At 44.2% G+C, this 21,892-nt stretch carries 22 protein-coding genes; 8 read left to right on the top strand and 14 right to left on the bottom strand.

From position 1 onward, the window contains the following. The first annotated feature begins 39 nt into the window (after positions 1–39). On the top strand, positions 40–732 hold the full coding sequence (locus ACFFLE_RS05820; RefSeq protein WP_380570193.1) for a YjjG family noncanonical pyrimidine nucleotidase: 693 nt from the start codon (positions 40–42) through the stop codon (positions 730–732). A gap of 104 nt (positions 733–836) precedes the next feature. Here the strand turns inward: ACFFLE_RS05820 and ACFFLE_RS05815 are convergent, their stop codons facing one another. Next, the gene (locus ACFFLE_RS05815) at positions 837–1,277 is read right to left on the bottom strand and encodes a MarR family winged helix-turn-helix transcriptional regulator (protein ID WP_380570192.1); all 441 of its coding nucleotides are present in this window, start codon (positions 1,275–1,277) and stop codon (positions 837–839) included. 141 nt (positions 1,278–1,418) lie between these two features. Here ACFFLE_RS05815 and ACFFLE_RS05810 point away from each other — a divergent pair, with 141 nt between their 5' ends. Beyond that, the gene (locus ACFFLE_RS05810; RefSeq protein WP_380570191.1) at positions 1,419–3,014 is read left to right on the top strand and encodes a BCCT family transporter; all 1,596 of its coding nucleotides are present in this window, start codon (positions 1,419–1,421) and stop codon (positions 3,012–3,014) included. A 128-nt stretch (positions 3,015–3,142) separates the two neighbouring features. Here the strand turns inward: ACFFLE_RS05810 and ACFFLE_RS05805 are convergent, their stop codons facing one another. The 5 genes from ACFFLE_RS05805 to ACFFLE_RS05785 all read right to left on the bottom strand — a co-directional run bounded on the left by ACFFLE_RS05805 (position 3,143) and on the right by ACFFLE_RS05785 (position 7,723). Then, positions 3,143–3,610: a Dps family protein gene (locus ACFFLE_RS05805; RefSeq protein ID WP_380570190.1), complete on the bottom strand. Its 468-nt coding sequence runs from the start codon at positions 3,608–3,610 to the stop codon at positions 3,143–3,145. 65 nt (positions 3,611–3,675) lie between these two features. Beyond that, on the bottom strand, positions 3,676–4,338 hold the full coding sequence (locus tag ACFFLE_RS05800) for a Crp/Fnr family transcriptional regulator (protein ID WP_380570189.1): 663 nt from the start codon (positions 4,336–4,338) through the stop codon (positions 3,676–3,678). A gap of 13 nt (positions 4,339–4,351) precedes the next feature. Beyond that, positions 4,352–6,247: a heavy metal translocating P-type ATPase gene (locus ACFFLE_RS05795; RefSeq protein WP_380570188.1), complete on the bottom strand. Its 1,896-nt coding sequence runs from the start codon at positions 6,245–6,247 to the stop codon at positions 4,352–4,354. A 140-nt stretch (positions 6,248–6,387) separates the two neighbouring features. Further along, positions 6,388–7,170 (bottom strand): Cof-type HAD-IIB family hydrolase, encoded by a 783-nt coding sequence (locus tag ACFFLE_RS05790; protein WP_380570187.1) that lies wholly within the window; start codon positions 7,168–7,170, stop codon positions 6,388–6,390. A 139-nt stretch (positions 7,171–7,309) separates the two neighbouring features. Beyond that, on the bottom strand, positions 7,310–7,723 hold the full coding sequence (locus ACFFLE_RS05785) for a universal stress protein (protein ID WP_380570186.1): 414 nt from the start codon (positions 7,721–7,723) through the stop codon (positions 7,310–7,312). 246 nt (positions 7,724–7,969) lie between these two features. Here ACFFLE_RS05785 and ACFFLE_RS05780 point away from each other — a divergent pair, with 246 nt between their 5' ends. Next, complete coding sequence (locus tag ACFFLE_RS05780) at positions 7,970–8,920, top strand: threonine ammonia-lyase (protein ID WP_380570185.1); 951 nt, start codon at positions 7,970–7,972, stop codon at positions 8,918–8,920. 29 nt (positions 8,921–8,949) lie between these two features. Here ACFFLE_RS05780 and ACFFLE_RS05775 read toward each other — a convergent pair whose 3' ends face one another. The 3 genes from ACFFLE_RS05775 to ACFFLE_RS05765 all read right to left on the bottom strand — a co-directional run bounded on the left by ACFFLE_RS05775 (position 8,950) and on the right by ACFFLE_RS05765 (position 11,788). Then, on the bottom strand, positions 8,950–9,930 hold the full coding sequence (locus ACFFLE_RS05775) for an LLM class flavin-dependent oxidoreductase (protein WP_380570184.1): 981 nt from the start codon (positions 9,928–9,930) through the stop codon (positions 8,950–8,952). Positions 9,931–9,942: 12 nt separating this feature from the next. Next, positions 9,943–10,224, bottom strand: a complete 282-nt coding sequence (locus ACFFLE_RS05770; RefSeq protein ID WP_380570183.1) for a DUF3219 family protein — start codon at positions 10,222–10,224, stop codon at positions 9,943–9,945. 136 nt (positions 10,225–10,360) lie between these two features. Further along, the gene (locus ACFFLE_RS05765) at positions 10,361–11,788 is read right to left on the bottom strand and encodes an NAD-dependent epimerase/dehydratase family protein (protein WP_380570182.1); all 1,428 of its coding nucleotides are present in this window, start codon (positions 11,786–11,788) and stop codon (positions 10,361–10,363) included. A gap of 273 nt (positions 11,789–12,061) precedes the next feature. On the opposite strand from ACFFLE_RS05765, the gene ACFFLE_RS05760 reads away from it, so the two are divergent. The 5 genes from ACFFLE_RS05760 (at position 12,062) to ACFFLE_RS05740 (ending at position 17,607) form a co-directional block, all read left to right on the top strand. Beyond that, the gene (locus ACFFLE_RS05760) at positions 12,062–13,708 is read left to right on the top strand and encodes a peptide ABC transporter substrate-binding protein (protein WP_380570181.1); all 1,647 of its coding nucleotides are present in this window, start codon (positions 12,062–12,064) and stop codon (positions 13,706–13,708) included. A 78-nt stretch (positions 13,709–13,786) separates the two neighbouring features. Next, positions 13,787–14,725, top strand: a complete 939-nt coding sequence (locus ACFFLE_RS05755) for an ABC transporter permease (protein ID WP_380570180.1) — start codon at positions 13,787–13,789, stop codon at positions 14,723–14,725. A 4-nt stretch (positions 14,726–14,729) separates the two neighbouring features. Then, the gene (locus ACFFLE_RS05750) at positions 14,730–15,644 is read left to right on the top strand and encodes an ABC transporter permease (protein ID WP_380570219.1); all 915 of its coding nucleotides are present in this window, start codon (positions 14,730–14,732) and stop codon (positions 15,642–15,644) included. Positions 15,645–15,649: 5 nt separating this feature from the next. Next, the gene (locus ACFFLE_RS05745; protein WP_380570179.1) at positions 15,650–16,693 is read left to right on the top strand and encodes an ABC transporter ATP-binding protein; all 1,044 of its coding nucleotides are present in this window, start codon (positions 15,650–15,652) and stop codon (positions 16,691–16,693) included. Next, the gene (locus ACFFLE_RS05740; protein ID WP_380570178.1) at positions 16,693–17,607 is read left to right on the top strand and encodes an ABC transporter ATP-binding protein; all 915 of its coding nucleotides are present in this window, start codon (positions 16,693–16,695) and stop codon (positions 17,605–17,607) included. The genes ACFFLE_RS05745 and ACFFLE_RS05740 overlap by 1 nt, the downstream gene beginning before the upstream one ends. Before the next feature lie 186 nt (positions 17,608–17,793). Here ACFFLE_RS05740 and ACFFLE_RS05735 read toward each other — a convergent pair whose 3' ends face one another. The 5 genes from ACFFLE_RS05735 to ACFFLE_RS05715 form a co-directional block, all read right to left on the bottom strand. Then, entirely contained in the window at positions 17,794–18,657 is an 864-nt protein-coding gene (locus tag ACFFLE_RS05735) for an alpha/beta fold hydrolase (protein WP_380570177.1), read from the bottom strand. A gap of 39 nt (positions 18,658–18,696) precedes the next feature. Then, the gene (locus tag ACFFLE_RS05730; RefSeq protein ID WP_380570176.1) at positions 18,697–19,206 is read right to left on the bottom strand and encodes a YfiT family bacillithiol transferase; all 510 of its coding nucleotides are present in this window, start codon (positions 19,204–19,206) and stop codon (positions 18,697–18,699) included. A 68-nt stretch (positions 19,207–19,274) separates the two neighbouring features. Further along, positions 19,275–19,727 carry a YaiI/YqxD family protein gene (locus ACFFLE_RS05725; protein ID WP_380570175.1) on the bottom strand — a complete coding sequence of 151 codons (453 nt, stop codon included), beginning with the start codon at positions 19,725–19,727 and terminating at the stop codon, positions 19,275–19,277. A gap of 81 nt (positions 19,728–19,808) precedes the next feature. Further along, a complete protein-coding gene (locus ACFFLE_RS05720) occupies positions 19,809–20,255 on the bottom strand; it encodes a DUF4385 domain-containing protein (RefSeq protein ID WP_380570174.1) in 447 nt (148 codons plus the stop codon). 209 nt (positions 20,256–20,464) lie between these two features. Next, positions 20,465–21,598 carry an alcohol dehydrogenase catalytic domain-containing protein gene (locus tag ACFFLE_RS05715; protein ID WP_380570173.1) on the bottom strand — a complete coding sequence of 378 codons (1,134 nt, stop codon included), beginning with the start codon at positions 21,596–21,598 and terminating at the stop codon, positions 20,465–20,467. Positions 21,599–21,892: the final 294 nt, after the last annotated feature.

Genomic DNA, 21,892 nt, shown 5'->3' with positions numbered 1-21,892 from the left:
AATTGTTGATGTTACCACACATTGTAGGGAGGCTAAAACTTGAAGGACTATAAGACACTACTATTCGATTTGGACGATACACTATTGGACTTTGGTCATGCTGAACATACTGCTCTGAAGAAGGTGCTTGAATATTACGGAATCAAGAGTATCCCACAGCACTTCAACATGTACAAGAAAATAAACAGAAAACATTGGGAGTTGCTTGAACAAGATCTCATCTCAAAGGAAGATGTCTTGAAATTGCGTCATGAACGTTTCTTTTCCACAATTGGCTTTGAAGTCGATGGTCATGAAGTCGATAATCTGTATCGCCGCAATATCACTGAGTATGGTACTCGGCTGTTCGACGGAGTCCTGGATCTCCTTCATAGTTTGTCAGATCACCATAATCTGTATATCATCACCAATGGCGTTAAGGAGACTCAAGAAGCCCGGCTTTTGAAATCAGGTTTGCGCCCTTATTTTTTAAATGTTTTCATCAGTGAGGATACGGGGTATCAGAAACCTATGAAGGCTTTTTTTGATCATGTGGCTATGAATATTCCAGGATTTAGGCATGATGAAGCACTCATCGTCGGTGATTCGTTGACATCAGATATCAAAGGAGGCATCAATAGTGGAATAGACACATGCTGGTTCAATCCTGACAACCATACGAATCCTCATTCTTATGCTCCTGATTATATAGTTAGCCGGTTGGATGAACTTACAGGAATACTGAATTACTAAAGGGGATGTTTCGTGTGAAACAGTATGATGCATCCTGAACCTCGGTGGATTGAGCACAAAAAAGGACGACACATTCATGTCGCCCCCTTACCATGGAGTTCATATCAGCCGCTGGCATTCTTACCCAACTTCTTCAGTAAATCAATCAACTGAGCCTTCTCTTCTGCATCCAGTCCTCCGGACACCTGCTCAAGACGCTCCGCATGCTCCGGAAAAGTGTGTTTCATCAATTCCTGACCATTTTCCGTCAGGCTGGCATAAGTGATGCGCCGATCGCCACTGTATTGCTCTTTCCTGACGTATCCTTCTCGTACAAGATTGTTCACGACATACGTAATTGAACTTGAAGAAATCAATACCTTTTCCCCAATATGCTGAATTTGTTGGGGACCTTTACTATACAACAATTCAAGCACCGCAAAAGCCGTCGGTTTCAAACCATGCTTCCGCATATCCCTGAAAGCTTCAGTCTGCAAGGCATGGAAAGCGTGGTGAAGTATAACATATAATTTCAAAGATAGTGCTTGGTCATTGGATTCGTCCATGGTTCATTTCTCCATTCGAGTTTATATTATCTTCATAACGTGTATTGTACTACAAAACATTTTAGGGAGTGAAAATATGTTACACTATATGCATTACGCATGCATATAGTGTAACAATTTGATGACAAGGAGGAAAATAAAATGTCGAACAAACCAAAACTCACTGGATGGAGGGCGATTGATTGGAAAATATTTCTACCTTCCGTTTTACTGATCATTGCAATAAGTATACCCTTCTCATTCTATGAGTCACAGTCTCTAAAAATACTTAATGGGATTTTCGATCAGATCATAGCTTCGTTCGGATGGGGGTACATCTGGTATGCCACCATTCTACTCGGACTTGGCCTTTACCTCTCTTTTTCAAAATACGGGCAGGTCGTGCTGGGGGATCCTGATGAGAAACCACGGTTTTCATTATTATCCTACGCTTCGATATTGATTGCAATGGGACTCGGTTCCACCATAATGAGAACTGGTATGATACAGTGGGCCGAAGTTGCAAACAATCCCCCTTTCGGTATAGAAGCTGGCTCCAACGAAGCCCTGTTATGGGGTAACGCCTATGCGATGTACATGTGGAGCTTCCAGATCTTCTCCATATTTGTCATGACTGCTCCTGCAGTCGCTTATGTCATCCACGTAAAGAAACGTCCGATGATGCGCATCTCAGAAGCGACACGCGTCATTTTTGGAGATAAATTCACTGATGGCATCGGCGGTATACTTATTGATATACTCTTCCTTGTCAGCATCCTTTCAGGTGCTGCCGTCACGTTGGGGTTAGGCACACCGATCATCACCTCCAACCTGGCTGCCCTTCTTGATACGGAAGTGACATTCACCATGACCATGATTGTCACTCTCATCTGGGTCTCTTTGTTCTCGCTCAGTGCATACCTCGGCATCGAGAAAGGCATCAAACGGTTGAGCCTGGCGAACATGTATCTTGCAGGCTTGCTTGCAATTTTCATATTGATCGTCGGACCGGGTGTCTTCATTTTTGATTATTTTACCGACACGGTCGGTCACCTGCTGAACAACTATTTCGCCTATTCCCTATTTACGGATTCATTGGCTGTAGAACAATCTGCACATATGCGTGACCACATGATATTCTGGATTGCATACAGTTCTACTTGGGCGATGCTCCACAGTATCTTTGCCGCCAAAATATCCAAAGGAAGAACGATAAAGGAAATGATTCTGACTTATCTTCTTGCACCGACATTGCTGTCTTGGATTGCTACAGGTGTGTTGGGAGGCATCGGAGTCTACAGCCAACTGAATGGAGAACTCGATGTGTTGGCATTGGCAAGTGAACAGGAAGCGGTGCAGATAATACCAAATATTCTTCAGACATTGCCGCTCTCAAGCATAGTGATGGTCGTCTATATCATCATAGCGATGATTTTCCTTACTACGACACTCGATTCTACAACATTTACAATTGCTGCCTATACAAGCAAGAATGACATGAGTAAACAGGATCCGTCGAAATTCTTGAGGATATTTGTTGCTCTCGTCATCACAGGGTTGGCCCTTGTGCTCATGCAGATCGGAGGCCTCGGCCCACTTGAGATTGTTTCCGGTTTGATGGGATTACCGATCATTTTCCTGCAGTTCCTGACGGTCTACGCTGTAATAAAGATGATCGACAAGGACGAGGCTTGGAAATACAATACAAAAGAAGCTGCGAAGAAACAGAAGAATGCCTCAACTGATTCATACCAGTAGCGCCGGCCATGCTGTAATTTAATGATTCCGCGCCCTCTATTTCGCCATTTAGTAAGACAGAAGCACCCTATGGATTGTTTGCACAATACCAATAGGGTGCTTCTTCATGTTGATTATCCAATTTATGGCTATTGCTTAACCTCTTTGCCCAAGAATGATTTAAGCATCCAATTATTTTTTTCTATATCCGTAGTCATACTGATGAATGTATCCGCTGTACGGTCATCTCCCGCTTCCTCAGCTACCTTTCTGCCTTCATCAAGCTCCTGGATGATATTATCATAATCCTGGACAAGCTGTCTGACCATCGCATTGGCCTCTATATCATATTCCGCTTCCTTTACAGTTGCCCTCTCAATTGCTTCAGACTGTTTGCCTATAGGCTCTCCTCCAATGGCAAGCAGACGTTCTGCAAGCTCATCCACATATTCTGCTGCAGTGTCATACAGCTCTTCAAATTTGTCGTGTAATGAGAAGAAGTTGTTTCCCTTAACATACCAGTGGTAGTTATGAAGTTTTGTCCATAATACTGTAAAATTGGCGACTTGTAGGTTAAGTGCCTCTCTTACTTCTTGTTTACAATCTGAATTAGCCATTAATAATCACCTTTCCTGATTGATATCATTATTAAATATACCCTAGTCCCCCGTCTATAAACTTCTTACAGTATGCTGTAGTCCAACAGAATGTAGGTTTTATGGTCGACCCTTTCTAATATCTCGTCTTGTTCCAATTTTTTGAATAGCCGGGTCAGTGTCTCAGGCTGCATACTCAAGTAGGACGCCAGATCCTTTTTCGTCATCGACAGCTTCAAACGATCGTTCTCATCCACATCCGTGCGTATAAATTCAATCAACCGCTCTTCACTGCTAAGCAATGAAATATTGGTGGTCTGCTGTTCGACTTCACTCAAACGTTCAGAAAATCGTTCTATTATTTTGATTCCGATCTCTGGATACTCCTTAAGAAGCGTGTACAATTCTTTCTTTTGAATCTCACATACTTTAGACTCTTCTGCTGCTTCAGCATAGGAGTCATGCATTGCCTCCCCTCCAAAAAGAGCCAACTCACCGGTAAAGTCTCCCGGCAGAAGGACGCGGATCAACTGTTCTTTGCCTTCTTCGTTCAGACGATATATACGAATCTTTCCGCGATGAAGGACAAACAGAGCGTTTTCAGGGTCTCCTGCCATATAAAGATGCTCTTGCCTTTTGTAGGTTTTTGAATTAACTTGGTTGAATACTTCATCCATTTCCTTATCGTTAAGATGGTTAAAAATCGGGACTTTCCTGACACACATCTTATGATTGGCGTGTTGTTCCATTACATAATGCCTCCTAAACCATGCTCTCTTTCATTTGTACGACCTTCAGGCTACGCTCCCTCAATTTTCTCAGACGCATCGCATTCAGTATGACAAGCAGTATGCTGACTTCATGTATGAGCATACCAGAAGCGAGATGGATATATCCATAAAGCACTCCGCCAAGCAGCAATGCCACCGTCAACAACGCAATCGCTGTGTTTTGAAGCATGACTCTATAAGTTGCTTTCGAAATCGTAAATCCATGAGCCAGCTGTTCCATCCTTGACCCCATCAACACTACATCTGCTGTCTCCATTGCGATATCCGTACCGCCGTGGCCCATGGCGATTCCAACATCTGCAAATGCCAACGCTGGGGCATCATTGATGCCATCACCAACCATCATCACCCGCCTACCCGCTTCTTTTTCATTCTCTATATACCTCATTTTATCATCGGGCATCAATTCTGCATGATATTCATCCAAACCGAGTATACCGCTTACCTTTTCAGCAGAATATGCGTTGTCACCCGTCAACATGACCAACTTCCCAATCCCTTTATCACGCAAAGTTGTGATTGCTTCAAAAGCATCTCTCCTGATTTGGTCCATGATGGATATGATACCGACGACTTCGCCATTCCTTGCTGCAAATATCGCTGTATTACCCAACTTTTGTTGTTTGATGTAATCTTCTTTAGCTCTCACCCCTACATTCACCTCATAATCCTCCATCAGTTTGAGGTTGCCGATGACAAAATCATTTCCCTGATATTTTCCGGTGACTCCTCTACCCTTCCATGCTTCTGCATCAGTCACACCTTCCATATCCACTCTCAAAGATCGCTTTTTAGCTTCTTTAACGATTGTCTGCCCCAGATGATGCTCACTGACCATTTCAATGTTCGCAACCTGTTCAAGCAGTTTGTCTCGATTTGTATCATCAAATACCATGATATCTGATACCGAAGGCCGTCCTTCCGTCAAAGTGCCTGTCTTATCAAAGATTACTGTGTCGATTCTTGCAAAATTATCTATAATTTCGCCACCCTTGATGAGTGCACCATTTTTAGCACCATTGCCTATACCTGCAACGTAGGCTACAGGGGCTCCGATAATCAATGCACCTGGACAGGCGATGACCAAAAAGGTGATGGCGAGATGCAGGTTTCCTGTAAGCATGAAAACCAACACCGCGAGCACTACGATTGTTGGCGTATAGTACTGGGCAAACTTATTCAGGAACCTTTCCGTGCCACTCTTGCTTTCCTGCGCTTCCTCTACCAGCTCAATGATTTTAGAGAATGTTGTATCTTCTCCGACTTTAGTTGCCGTCAGTTCAATATAACCTTCGTCTAGCACACTCCCACTAAACACTTCAGCCGCTTCATTTTTGAACCTCAGATTCGATTCTCCGGTTATGGCAGACTCATTGATGTGTGCCTGGCCACTTGATATGATGCCGTCAACTGGTATTTTACCCCCGGGTCTGACGATTACTCTCTCCCCCTCCTCCACCTCATCGACATCAACTTCGTGCTCCTGTCCGTCCCTTGACACAGTTGCCGTTGCAGGCGCCATATCTACAAGTGCCTGAATTGAATCCCTTGTTTTGTTCAGAGTCCTTTTTTCCAAATATGCGCCAAACAAGAATAAGAATGTTACAATTGCCGCTTCAGTGTATTCCTGTATCAACATCGCCCCAATTACTGCAATGGTGATGAGGAGTTCTATGCTGAAACTTTTCATCCTGAGGGCCATCCATGCTTTGTTGACGATTGGACCGATTGCTGCAATCGTTGCAGCAATGAATGTCATGTTCATTATTTCGGCATACCCCGCCACTCTGAATATTATCCCCACTATAATCAATGCCCCAGAAGCATACATCATGTGATTCAAATGCTTATTTAGCCATCTCATCATAATTGCCACCTCGTCTGTTTTAATTTTGAATGCCGGTGCCTTGTTTAATTCTTATTATAGACTCTGCCGGATGATTAAAAATTGATGACCGTCAATATTCGAGACAAAAAAAGAACTGCAAGCTTCTGCTTGCAGTTCTTCTATTCTATAAGGCAAACCATTTTCAGCCCATGGAGGAGGCCGTCCTCATCCACATCTTCAGTGACATACTTGGCATACGATTTAACTTCGTCGGCCGCATTGCCCATCGCTACACTGTGATGGACGGCGCTCAACATTTCCAGATCATTCGGGCCATCTCCGAATGCATACTGATTCTCTTCGGGAATACCCAATTGAGTAGTTATCTTTTCGATGCCGAGCGCTTTTGACCCGCCCTTCGGTAAGACATCAATGCTGACTGGATGCCATCTGATGAAGTCAAATGCGCCATGCTTTTCTTCATACTGGGCGCCCTCACCCTCCGGGCAGAAGAGCAGCGTTTGATAAAGTGCCCGTGTCTCATGATATGTGGGATCGTGACCAGGCATCATGCCGAGCTTCAGGGTCGATATCCCTTCTGTGATATATTCATGTTCAGGCACGTTCGACATCATATCTTCTTCATCCAGATAGACGACCGGATGCTTATTGCTGAGTGCATCTTCCGTCAGAACTTCTAAAGCTTTTGAGTCAAGAGGATTTTTATATATCGCGCGTCCCTCCAATACGACGTATTGACCGTTAAAGCTGACATATGTATCAATGCCGAGCGACTTCCTCAATTCCTTGAACATGAACGGTGCACGCCCTGTTGCGATTGCGACGATATGACCCGCTTCCTTCAATTCTGCAATTGCCTGCCTGGCTGAAGACGGCAGATTTTTGTCATGATCCAACAAGGTCCCGTCAATATCAAAGAAAACAATGCTTTTATCCTTCATTCCCTTGCACCTCATCTATTATTTACATTCAAAAGCATAACCATCATACCTTATGAAAAGCCTTTCATGTCAAAGAAAGGCTCTTATTGAAGATGCTACATCAAGGTATCATCCATATGGCACTTCAAATCGCAAGCACTCATTTGACGATCATCACTGGGATTTCTGCACGTTTAGCTACTTTGTGGCTGACACTGCCAAGCACCATCTCCTGAAACCTGCTCAGTCCCCTGCTGCCTATGACTACAAGCTCATAATCTTCCAGTTCAGCTTCTTTAATGATTTCCTTGGCGGGCAGACCACGGCGCGTCAAATATTTATGGCCTACATTCTCCCTGTCGAAGAATGCAATGATGGAAGACACTTCATCCTTCTTTTGCTTATTCCAAGCACGCTCATTCGTCGACCTTACTACGTCCCCCTGGTTGTCATCGGGATCCATCACATGGAGGAGGGTGATCTGGGTTTCACCATCTGCAAGATGAAGCGTCTCTTCTGCTGCTCTGCGACTATTCTCGGAACCATCTATCGCCAATAACACTTCCTTATACATCCACTCATCCTTTCTGGTTAGAAATATTTGAACACTAATTAGACCGGGTGACGTTCCCCAGTTTCGTCGTCCTTTCCATCAAGGACTATAAAAGCTTGATATACGGCGCATGACTTATATGAAAAGATTTACATATCCCGCCTTGCCCAATGCTGCATGCAATGTAGAAACCCATGCAGTTTCACATTTCAATTTCCTTGACCTGACCTCCCGCGTATAATGGAGTTAAAAAGAGGAGTTGAAATCATGGTCACACCCCAAATGATTGATGATGCAGCAGAAAGGATACATGGATATATAACTGAAACGCCTCTCATCCGCGCTCTGGCACTTGACGAATTTTTAGGGTGCCGCGTCCATTTGAAGCTAGAAAACATGCAGGTTACAGGATCCTTCAAATTCCGCGGAGCCATGAACAAAATATTGAAGTTGTCTCCACGTGATAAGGAAATGGGCATCATTACCGCTTCATCGGGCAATCATGGGAAGGCGGTTGCATATGCTGCGAAATCACTAGGGATAAAAGCGACAGTTGTAGTTCCGGATACCGCATCCCCATTCAAGATTCACTCCATCGAACAATATGGTGCGGCCATCATAAAATGCAATGTCTCAGAACGCTTCTCCCTCAGTGAAAAATTAGCTGAAAAACATGGTTACACACTGCTCCACCCTTATGATGACGCCGATATTATCGCAGGTCAGGGGACTGTCGGATCTGAAATCATAGATGAATCGCCGAATATCGACAAGATAATAGTGCCGACGAGCGGAGGCGGCCTCCTCGGAGGCATTCTCTCAGCGGTAAAGCCTGTCAAGGAAGGAATCAAGGTGTATGGAACGGAGCCCGCTTCCATACCACGCTACACCGCAAGTCTGGAGGCAGGGGAGAGAAAAAAGGTTGAAGATCGGTATACTATCGCAGATGCACTCGTCACCAATCAGCCAGGCATGGAAAATTTTCCGGTCATCCAGAAACATGCCGATGGTATACTCACTGTCCAGGAAGACATGTTTCTATCGGCTACCAAATTAATGCTTATGGAAGGTAAGATCTTTGCAGAACCTTCAGGCTGCGTCGGGATTGCCGCAATACTGTCGAAACAACTCGCAGTGGATGCTGATGATGATGTATGCTTCGTCATTTCTGGCGGAAATGCCGGTGCTGCGTTGCTCAAGCAGCTGGATAACATTTGAACTCAAAGCAAATGTACAGCCGCAGACAACTATCTGTTTGCGGCTTGCTCTGAAATAAGTTGATAGGATTTCCATTTATCTTCAGGCGAATGCGTAATCGTGATAATCATGAATTCATCAACCCCGGTGGTGTTCTGAAGCCTTTCTAGCTCATCCACAACGTCAGCCGGGTCGCCGATAATCATCTTCTGCTTAGCCGCTTCAACCTTCTTTGGGACCTCCGCCGTTTCCATATAGATGTGGGCCGTTTCAGAAGACGGCACTTTTGCTGTTGTACCCTCCGACTGCATCAATTGCCATACAGCCCAACTGTCGGCGATATCATGTGCTTCTTCCGAAGTATCCGCACACACGACGGATATGCCCAGCATTGCGTGAGGCCGATCCTGTCCACCGCGCGGTTGGAACTTCTTCCTATACTGTTTCACCACTTCTGCTCCGTCTTCATCACTCATGAATTGGCCAAAACAATAGGACAGCCCGTTTTCTGCTGCAAAACCTGCACTTTTGGGACTGGTGCCAAGCATCCATAGAGCTGGTGGGGTACCCGGGAGCGGATTGGCAGGTGGTAAACCGGTGATGTTCTCATTGTATTGAATCAATTCATCCACCAACTCCGGCATCTTGAACACTTGAGGTAAAAAGGCATCCGTCAAAGCTTCGGATGCTTCGGACGGCCCACCCGGTGCCCGCCCGATACCGAGATCTACTCGTCCTTCAAATAGCGTGGCCAGCATATTGAAATTTTCTGCTACTTTGTATGGTTTATAATATGGAAGCAGTGTGGCTCCCGATCCAATTCTTATTCGTTTCGTCTGCGCCCCTACATATCCCAAAAACACTTCCGGCGTACTGGAGGCTAAGCTGGGTAGAGCGTGGTGTTCAGCCACCCAAAATCGATTGAACCCATATTCATCTCCGACTTGGGCCAGTTGGCACGATGCTTCCAAGGCCTCTTTTGCAGATTGGCCTTCGGAAATTGGGGCCTGATCCAAAATACTCAATTTCATGCTCTTCTCCCCCTATACAACCTCTTGCAGCGTGACACGATATTCTGCCGTTTGTCCTGGCTCATATAAGTTATCTAGCGAAGTCGAATAATTTACGATCGTCCCCTTGAAACCCAAAGATTCAGAAGGCAATTTGATATCGAAAGTCCGCTCGTATAACAGCACTGCAATATCATGATATTCTTCACTGTGGACATTGAAGACGATGGTCAACTGTCGCGGGCCGCCTTCATTTTTCAAGATGTACTCTTCTATCGGTATTTGTGTCTCATTCAAAATTACTTGTTGTGGCATACTATCATCCTTTCTCATCTAGAATAGCATATTCACATCCGTTGTTAAGATTGATTGCTCAGTGTTCCGCGCTACGGTTGATCTGCAATATAAAGCACGTAATCTATGCTTCTGATTACGTGCTTCCCATTTGATATTAACTCGATGTTGGACTTGAAGCATACTTGGCATATCTGGAATCCAGCATGTTCGCAAGCACTCTCGTCTCTAGCCCGAATGCCTTCATGACCAGGAGGTGGATTTTAGCCTGCGTCAGTGTATAGACATACCACGGTAGTGTGGGTTCGTATTCGTGGATGGCGATAAGCACTTCATTGGAATCCAGGATTCGCCTGAATTCAAGACGGGCTCGACCATCCTGGCGCTCCTGTGAAAACTTGCCGCCTTTAATATAATAAAGGATACGGTCTTCATAGGAACGTTCTTTGGAACGTTCAAGAATAAGAATTGGTGATTTGAATAACGGCAAGGTAATCGATGTTTCAGCATCTCTCACACGGGTCGTGATGAATTTACCACCGATTCTTGACAACCAATTGATGTAATAGTCAGCGGCATCATCAACCGACCATTTGGCAGGAATTCGAATACGCTGTACGGATTTCACATCATTTTTTTCCAGATCCTGCTTTTTTATCACCTCAGGTTTTGACATCCCCGCTGTGTCCATTTCGCTATCAAGCGCAATACGTACACTTTCCTTAAATGTCGTTGGTGCATCTGAGATGCCTTCTACGCGATTGGCATCGTGCATCACCATGCTGTGCGTTAGACTCTCCAGTAGAGGATAGACCATTTCTTTAGGTTTCTGGGCAATCAGCCTCACCCAGAGTTTTGACAATGTTATGGGAACGATCGGCACATCAACCATCGGCAGTTTTTTCCCCATGACTTCAGCCGTTTCTTCAAATAGCTGTTTATAGGTCTTCTCTTCAGGTCCGCCTATATCGATGGATTCATTATTTTCCGGTTCCCGCTTAACGATTTTACCCAACCCTTTAATGACATCCTGCAATGCAACAGGGTGCGTACGATTGTAGGCCCAAGAAGGCAACACCAACCCTGGCAGTCGTTTCACAAGATTATGCAGAATTGGGAATGATGATCCTTTTGGGCCTACGATAAGTCCTGCTCTTAACGTTGTTACAGGTATTCCATAAGCTCCCAGAATCTCTTCACACTCTAAACGGCTAGAGAGGTGATCAGATAAATGAGCATCATCTGGAATGATCCCGCTCAGATAAATGATTCTCTTGACGCTCTTCTGTTTGGCAGCCCATGCAAAATTATCAGCTAGAATTGCATCCATGTCCTTAAACTTCCCTTGAGACAATTTGGAGGAAGGTTGCATGGAATGGACGAGGTATATCGCAATGTCTATATCTTCCATCACTTTTTCAATATCAATCTGTGAATAAAGATCTGCTTCCTTCCAGGTTACGTTTTCTTCATTCTGTTTATTCGATATGTTTCTCGACACTGCGACTATTTCGTTATCCTCTTTAAGACTTTCTAAAAGGTTGCCCCCTATATATCCTGAAGCACCGGTCAATAATATCTTCATTAAAACACCTCTTCCGCAATTATTTTCTGTATTTTTACCCATACCCTTTTTTTCGGAATATAGTCTTTTAAAAAGTACGTAGGTTATATGACAATATTCAAAAGTTTGTCTATTCTAAATTTGACAATTTTATAGAATTTATAGATAATATTAAAGGCAAGCGTTTTCAAATGGTGGGTGCATTTGAGAAGTTTGTCATATTACACAATTGAAGTGTTGAAATACTTCGTTAATTAGCTTTATAATTAGAATAATAAAAAAGGAGTGAATTGTATGAAAAGTTTTAAGGCTTTATTGCTTTTCCTGACTTTGACACTCGTCCTTGCCGCATGTAACTTTGGTGGAGACGACAGCGGAAATGGCGGCGGCGAAGATGGCAGTTCCAGCAGTGAAGGATCAGATGGTAAAACCATCAATCTTTCAATCGCTTCTGACCCACCTTCTTTCCACCCAGCACTCGCGACTGACACGACTTCCGGTGCCATCATGGCAAGTGTTTTCGAAGGCTTGACACGCCTTGATCCTGAAGGTAACCCTGAGCCCGCAATGGCTGAGAACATCGATGTCAGTGAAGACGAAAAAACGTACACTTATACTTTAAGGGATGCCCAATGGTCCAATGGCGACCCTGTCACGGCAGAGGACTTTGAATATGCCTGGAAATGGGCGCTTGACCCTGAAAATGCTTCAGACTATGCATACCAACTGTACTACATAGAAGGTGCTGAAGCGTATAACTCAGGCGAAGGCTCAGCAGATGATGTAGCAGTTAAAGCAGTTGATGAAAAGACGCTTGAAGTGAAACTTGTCAATCCAACACCTTACTTTGACGAATTGACGGCTTTCTACACCTACTACCCTATCAACTCTAAAGTAGCAGAAGAAAATCCAGATTGGCACACAGATCCAAATGGTGAGAACTATATTGGAAACGGACCATTCAACTTGGAGAGCTTCACAAGTTCAGATGAAATCGTCCTTCAAAAGAACGAAGATTACTGGGATTCTGAAAATGTAGCACTGCAGACAGTCAATATCGACATGGTGGAAAGCGAATCCACTGCCCTTAAAATGTATGAAGGCGGAGACCTTGACTATCTTGGTTCACCATTCAACTCGATTGATTTGAACGCTCTAGATAAGTTCAAGGACAATGGTACGTTGAACGTCAGCGACCAAGCCGGTACTTATATGTATGTATTCAATACACAAGACGAAATCATGCAGAACAAAAATATCCGTGAGGCGCTCACAATCGCAATCGATCGCGAAGGACTCATCAACAACGTCACTAAAGGTGAGCAGGAACCAGCAACAGGTCTCGTACCTCTGACGATGGAAGGCTTTGAAGAACCTGAAGAATACTTCGAACCAGGCAACATGGACGATGCGAAAGCAGCCCTTGATGCTGGACTCGAAGAACTCGGTATGGAAGATCCTTCCGAACTCAGCATTGCACTCTCATACAACACAAGTGAAGCACACGCTGCGATTGCACAGTTCGTCCAACAAGGTTGGAAGGAGAATTTGGGCATCGACGTTACACTCGATAACTCAGAATGGCAAGTCTACCTTGAAGCACTTGACGCCGGCGAACACCAAGTTGGCCGTTACGGCTGGCTCGCTGACTTCAACGACCCTGTCAACTTCCTTGAAATCTTCAAAACAGAAGAAGGCAATAACAATACAGGCTGGACCGATGAAGAATACATCAGCCTCCTAGACCAGGCATCACAAGAAACGGACGAAGCAGCCCGTACAGAAATGCTACAGGAAGCCGAAAGTGTCTTCATGGAAGACTTCCCGATTGCACCAATATATTTCTACACGAACCTCTCAGTGCATGAGGACAAAGTTAAGAACATGACACCAGATCCACTTGGTAACGTACAATTGAAATACGTAGACATCGAAGAATAGACTTCATAAGATAAGAATTACACTGTCAGGTGAGTATATTTATACTCACCTGTCATTTTTGAGGAAGGAGCGCTAAAGATGGTCAAATATATTGGTCAGCGCCTTATATACATCATCATTGCTTTATTTATCATTATCACAGCAACATTCTTCTTGATGCGCTTGGCTCCAGGAAACCCCTTTGCTTCAGAAAGGACAGTGCCCCCAGCCATCCAGGAAAGTCTAAATGAAAAATATGGGCTCGATGATCCATGGTATGTTCAGTACGGAGAATATTTAGTGAATACAGTTCAAGGCGATTTTGGTACCTCAATGAAATATCGATATCGCGAAACGAACGATATGATAGCAGAAGGATTCCCAATTTCAATGACACTTGGTCTTGAAGCCATGTTCATTGCAGTAGGCATGGGAGTACTGATTGGTACGATTGCTGCATTATTCCACAATAAGTGGCCCGACTATTTGATGAGTGTCATCGCCGTCATCGGTATATCGGTACCATCCTTTGTTATGGCCTCGATACTTCAGTATTACCTTGCCCTAAAAGCCGGATGGTTCCCAATCGCAGGTTGGGAAGGGTTCATCTACAGTATATTGCCGGCCGTGGCTTTAGCTTCCACGCCTATGGCATTTATAGCCAAACTGACGCGTTCCAGTATGCTGGAAGAAACGAATAGTGAATATGTCAAAATGGCCAAAGCAAAAGGCATATCAAAATGGGTGGTCGTTTTCAAACACGCCCTAAGAAATGCATTATTGCCTGTCGTTACATATTTGGCTCCTCTCACAGCAGGAATCATTACCGGCAGTTTCGTCATTGAAGAAATTTTCGCAATCCCTGGTATGGGTAAATATTTTGTCACAAGTATCACAAACCGTGATTATACAGTAATAATGGGTACCACAGTCTTCTACTCCATCATCCTACTTCTTGCTGTATTACTAGTCGATATCCTTTACAGCTTTATCGACCCGCGCATCAAACTGAGAGGAGGAAAATCAGGTGGCAAATAAAGATATTCCGAAACTCAACGATTCAGATTTTGAAGTCGTCGGTACGCGTTCCGACGAAACAGAAATACTTGCCAAGAAGTCCATTTCCTTCTGGGGGGAAGTATCCAGAAGATTCCTCAGAAATAAACTGGCGCTAGTAGGATTTGTCACACTTTTCCTCATCATTCTTGGTGCCATATTTGCACCCATGATTTCAGAGTTCTCCTATAGACAACAGAATGGAGATTACAACGTCTCTCCAAATGGGACATATTGGTTTGGAACTGACGATCTTGGTCGAGATATATTCACCCGGGTGTGGATAGGGGCACGAATCTCAATATTCATCGGTTTCGCAGCCGCTATCATCGACCTTATAATCGGTGTGGCCTGGGGCGCAATCGCCGGATTAAAAGGCGGACGGACTGATGAAATAATGATGCGTATTGCTGATATATTGACAGCAATTCCGTATCTTCTCGTGGTCATCATACTCCTTGTGGTCATGCAACCCGGACTATTTCCTATGATCATTGCCTTATCACTGACAGGTTGGGTGAATATGGCTCGTATTACACGCTCGGAAATACTTAAACTCAAGAATCAGGAGTATGTGCTTGCAGCCAGGACACTTGGGGCAAAAAATCTTCATCTTATCAGAAAGCACCTGCTCCCTAACGCACTTGGCGCCATACTCGTCACAATGACACTTACAATACCGAATGCGATTTTCACTGAAGCATTCCTCAGTTATTTGGGGCTTGGTGTACCTGCACCGCTTGCCAGTTGGGGTACCATGGCCAACGATGGCTATCCGGCATTGGCTAACGCACCTTGGAGACTATTTTTCCCAGCGTTATTCATCAGTTTGACAATCTTTGCATTTAATTCGATTGGTGACGGACTGAGAGACGCTTTGGATCCTAAGTTAAGGAAGTGATATTGATGAATGAACCAGTTCTCCAAATGAAAGACCTGCATGTAGATTTTTCAACTTATGCAGGTACTGTAAATGCAGTAAGAGGCGTAAGCTTCGATGTATATAAAGGGGAGACGCTAGCGATTGTCGGTGAGTCCGGATCGGGTAAAAGTGTCACAAACCAAGCTATAATGAAGCTGCTCCCACAACCCCCGGCCATCTACTCCAGCGGTGAAATACTTTTTGATGGTAAGAATCTGCTGGACCTTTCTGAGAAACAGATGGAAAAAGTAAGAGGGAAAGACATAAGCATGATTTTCCAGGATCCCATGACTTCTTTGAACCCGACTATGAAGATAGGTAAACAGATTACAGAAGTGATGCTGAAACACCAGAAAATTTCTAAGAACGACGCTAAAAAACGTGCACTTGAATTGATGAAGATGGTAGGCATTCCAATGCCGGAGAGACGCCTCAATCAGTATCCACATGAATTCTCGGGTGGGATGAGGCAGCGTGTCGTCATTGCGATTGCACTTGCAGCCGACCCAAAGCTATTGATCGCCGATGAGCCTACAACTGCCCTTGACGTAACCATCCAGGCTCAAATACTCGATGTGATGAAAGAAATACAAAAATCTTCACAGACCTCAATCATTTTCATCACCCACGACCTTGGAGTTGTGGCCAATGTTGCTGACCGGGTAGCTGTAATGTATGCTGGCGAAATCGTTGAGGTCGGTACGGTCGAAGATATCTTCTATAATCCTCAGCACCCTTATACATGGGGCCTGTTAGGGTCCATGCCGGACTTGAACGAAGATAGGGATCAAAGATTACGCACAATAGAAGGTTCACCGCCAGATTTGACCGACCCTCCAAAGGGAGATGCCTTCGCACCGAGGAACCCGTACGCCATGAAAATTGACTATGAACAAAATCCGCCTATGTTCAAAGTAAACGATCAGCATTTCGCTAAAACGTGGCGGCTGCATCCTGATGCACCAAAAACAGAGATACCAGACATCATTAAAAACAGATACCTTCAGTATACAGGGGGTGACAACTGATGGCGGCACCTATACTTGAAGTAAAGAACTTAAAGAAATACTTTGGCGCAAAAAATAATCCGCTCAAAGCTGTAAATGATATCACTTTCCATGTGATGCCGGGTGAGACTCTTGGCCTCGTTGGGGAATCTGGCTGTGGTAAATCAACTACAGGCAGAACAATCATCAAACTCTATGAGAAGACCGGTGGCGAAGTCATATTCAATGGCAAGCATACAGATCAGTTGTCCACTAAAGAACAAAAGAAATTCAACCAGGAACTCCAGATGATATTCCAGGATCCATATGCATCCCTCAATCCGAGAATGACTGTCTTTGAGATTCTTGCTGAAGGGTACGATATACACGGCATGTACAAAGACAAAAAAGAGCGTCGTATAAAGATATATGAACTGCTCGAATCTGTAGGATTGAACCGCGAGCATGCCAATAGGTATCCACACGAGTTCTCAGGTGGTCAACGTCAGAGAATCGGAATTGCACGTGCACTCAGCTTCGATCCGAAATTGATAATAGCTGATGAACCAATTTCCGCACTAGATGTGTCCATCCAAGCCCAAGTCGTCAATATGATGAGGGAGATCCAGGAAGAACGGGGGCTTGCTTATCTGTTCATCGCCCATGATCTATCAATGGTCAAGTATATATCAGACCGTATCGCTGTAATGTATATGGGCCAGCTCCTTGAAGTCGGGAAAGCGTCGGACCTTTATAACAATCCGATTCACCCTTATACAAAATCATTGCTTTCGGCAGTCCCACAACCCGATCCGCGTACCGAGAAGAAGCGTAAGAGGATCGACTATGATGCCAGTCAGCATGATTATAGTGAGGATGAAGAAGTGACACTCAGGGACTTCGGCAACGGACATTATGTGTTCTGCTCAAAAAAAGAGTTCGATAACTGGAGCTGAAGAAACAGCTTTAGTTACAACAGAGATTTTGAAGGCTGTTCGTTTCCTTTCCGAATGAATAGTGAAAATCAGTAACGCCAGGCCCATGCTTAAATTTAAGCATGGGCCTGGCGTTTTTATATATTCCTGACATGAAGTCAGACGGTTATGACAAAGGTTTGCTTTCCTTACAAAGGTTTGCTTTCCTTACTTATGTTCATCTAAAAATTTCAGTATCTGGTCATTGACGAAATCAGGGTACTCTTGATGGACCCAATGCGTAGCACCATTCACCCATACCACTCTTTGAGTCCGGGTATACTTAAGGCTCTCCTCTGCTAGCCGTTGCGAAAGAAATTGATCTGAACTGCCCCAGATGATTTTTACAGGCACCTCCACTTTGGATTTCTTGTCGATGCTTTTTATACTATGGGAGATCGCCCGATACCAGTTCAACATACTTTTCAACGCATTATCCTTAGACCAGGCAATATTATACGCACCGAGCTCCTTATCGGAAAATGTACCTTTTCTACTCGTGACCTTCAATGCTTGTTCCATGCTACTGTAGTCTTTAAAACTCATGATGGCTTCGGGAAGACGTGGAACCTGGAAAAAAAGCATATAGGCGCTCTTCAGGATTTGGGTGGGCTTAGTCATTATGACTTCTGGAAATACACCTGGATGGGGCATATTGATCGCAGTAAAACACCTTACTCTTTCGGGATTGACACTCGCGAGGTGCCACCCCACTGCACCACCCCAGTCATGGCCAACAATCGCCGCTTTATCTCGATTGAAATAATCGATGAGCCCGATTACATCTTCTTTGAGTATCTCTATGGCGTATGATTCCACGCCTGCAGGCTTATCACTTTTGTTATATCCGCGCTGGTCAGGAGCGACCACCCGATACCCTGCCTCGGCCAATACACGTATCTGTCTCCTCCAGCTGTACCAGAACTCAGGGAAGCCATGGAGTAATATTACCAGTCTACCTTCTTCGGGACCCGCAACAGCGACATGCAGGTCAACACCATTTGTGTGTATATATTCGAAATCAATATCCATCCCGAACCCCCTTACTTTACCACCAGCTATTCCGGCTGATCAATTGGACAGTGCGATTTTGATGTGGGCAAGATGGTGTTCTTCATGCCAGGCAAGTTTTGCCATCTTTGTGGCAACCGTTATTTCACCATTCGTATCATGCACAAAATAACGGTCCAATTGAGCTTCAGTGAGACTATGTCCAATCGAAGCAATACGCGCATTCATACCTTCCAGCATTTTGATTGAACTTTCCACTGGAAGATCCATATCAGGCAGGGCTATCCATTCCTCTTGAAGAAATTCTGGTACTTTAGGCGCGTCATCCGTTAAGGCGAGTTTCAGACGCTGGTACATATTCAACTGGGAATCTGCTATATGGTGGACCAATTGGCGCACATTCCATGCACCTTCTCTATACGTCTTTCCAAGTTGCTCCTCCGTCAGCCCATCCACTTGTTCCCTCAGACGTTTGGTGTACGTTTCAATTTGGGCAACCCACTCTTCAACATCCGCTTTGCCAACCTTATCTGGTACACTCAATTCACCGATTGGAAATTTAACATCCATTTATATACATCCCTCCTTATTCTATCAGTTTTGCTATTACTATAAATCTTTTAAGTTAGTATAGTCATCTACTCCATGGCCAGCTGTTCAATCTTTTGAAGAAAAAGCTCCGAAAATGCCTTACGGTCCTCTTTGGATAAAGGTTTAGGACCTTTCGTTCGGCCACCTCCTTTTCGTATCATAGCACCCATATAACGGGTCTCAAGAAGATAACCGATATTATCACTGGTGTACGTAAACCCTTTGTGATGAAGAACTGTACAGCCTTTAGGCAGCAATAATGAGGCTAAGCCATAATCCTGGGTAACAACTATATCTTCACTCTCAGCCAATTTTACAATGCGGAAATCCGCTGCATCTGGTCCCGCTTCGACATAGATGCTCTCAACATGGGCAGGAAGATCTTTTGATGAATAATGGGATAAGCTGGATACCAGTACGACCGGTAAAGATTTGCGGGCGGTCACATCAATCACGATGTCTTTTACGGGACATGCGTCCGCATCAACGAGTACTTTCATGGCGTCACTCTCCTTGGCTCCATTATATCAGAGCGCGTATGCCCAACATGTCTTCCTGCGCCGTCTTCTTCATCGTAATCATCATCCATACTTCTTTTGATGTTCTTTCTTAAGTGCAAGATATTCTTCATCTTCCCTGACCTTTATCCATTTCTTCTCAAAAATTTCAGCCGCTTCTGCCTTTTGTGAATCAATCTCCCTCTCTTTTACATGGCCCTCTTCATCGTACTTGCGTCCCCCTTTATAGTTTGCATAACGACGCGCGCGAGTATATCCCATCTGCAGAAATTTTCGTGACATATCCATTCCGACGAAATCCCCTGACTTTTTATAATCCAGATACATGGCATATATTTTTTCAGAAGAATCTTTTGCGATATCAGGCGTTTTAAAGCGCCAATGAGGCAATATCTCACTCTTATAGGGCTCGACCATCAGTACGCCCTGCTCTCCCCTGCCGACCCTATATAATTCAGGCTGTTCCCTGAAATCGATCGAGTCAAAATCCATGTCATAATCAAACGCCATACGCCTTCCTCCCTTCTATTATTACTATATCTTTTCCCCATAGGTAAAGGTTCAGACATTTTCTGGCTATAAATCAAAAGACATCCTAGTAATTGAAGATAAAATTTAATCCTCCAATTGCTTCAGATGCCTTTAATCTACATGATAGAATATGAAATTGTTTAAGGTCACATTGTCAAACTGCCTTTTCCTTCATCACATTCATAAGATTATGGCTTGAATATGATCTTGATGCTGTCGTCGTCTTTCCTGTCGAAGATATCATACGCTTTTCCTGCATCATCGAGATCCATCTTGTGGGTGATGATATCAGTCGGGTCAAATTCATTGTTTTCGATCTTCTCATAAATTTCAGGCATAAGGTGGATGACAGGAGCCTGACCCATCGTGAGCGATACGTTGCGTGTGAAGAAATCACCAAGCGGGAAAGCATTGGCTTCTGATGCATAGACACCAGTAAGCTGTACTGTACCGAACTTCCTGACAGACTGCGAAGCAGTTACTATCGGGCTGATGGTACCGAACTGGTTATCCATCTCTGAGCCGAATTCTGTATTCGGCGGTACCGTGCCGTCCATGCCGACGCAGTCGATGACTACATCCGCGCCACCTTTCGTCTCTTCATGAAGAAGTTTGCCGATCTGTTCATTATCCTTGAAGTTGAATGTTTCAACATTGTTTGTTTTCTTCGCATGCTTGAGCCTGTAGTCCACCTGGTCTACAGCTATGACACGTTCAGCGCCTTTCATCCATGCGAACTTCTGCGCCATAAGTCCAATTGGACCTGAGCCCAATATAATGACAGTGTCGCCTTTCTTCATGCCGCTATGTTCCACGCTCCAATAGGCTGTCGGCAGCACGTCAGAGAGCAGCATGACCTGCTCATCTTTCAACTCACTGGATTCAGGCACTTTGAATGAAGTAAAGTCGGCGTATGGCACGCGTAGGTATTCCGCTTGGCCGCCTGGATGATTACCATTGGGCTCCGCGAACCCAAACAACCCGCCTACTTCTCCATGAGGATTGGATTCATCACATTGACTTTCCATCTGGTTCTTGCAGAAGAAGCACTCTCCGCAACCGATATTGAATGGAATGACCACACGGTCGCCTTTTTTCAGATGCTTGACTTCAGAACCCACTTCTTCCACGATACCCATCGGTTCATGTCCAATGACATAATCTTCTTCTGGGACTATTCCACCATGGTATAGATGAAGATCTGATCCGCATATTCCACTTGCAGTGATACGGACGATCATATCTTTGTTGTCTTGTATATCCGGTGTCGCCACGTCTTTTGTAACCATTGATTTCTTACCTTGGAATGTTACCGCCTTCATTGTATCCCTTCCTTACCTTTGTTTATATAATGTATACTGTTATCATATATAGCAATAGCCTTTCCCGTTCAGCCTTAAACATATAAACAAGAAATTGGGAGTTATTTTAAATTCTCGTAACAAAGTAAACAGAAAAACCCCTTCAACCTTAAATGGTTGAAGGGGTTGTAAAATAATATTAACGTTTTGAGAAATATACAGATAAATTCTAAGGGTGTTGAATGCATCGCAATCCATTTATATCAATGTTTTGGAAATTGTTATATGGATAAAAATGTATGAAAATGGATTAAA

Origin of the sequence: Salinicoccus siamensis, assembly GCF_042429615.1 — a bacterium.
GTDB classification, from domain to species: Bacteria; Bacillota; Bacilli; order Staphylococcales; family Salinicoccaceae; genus Salinicoccus; species Salinicoccus siamensis.
This window is presented reverse-complemented; position numbering and strand designations above follow the sequence as displayed.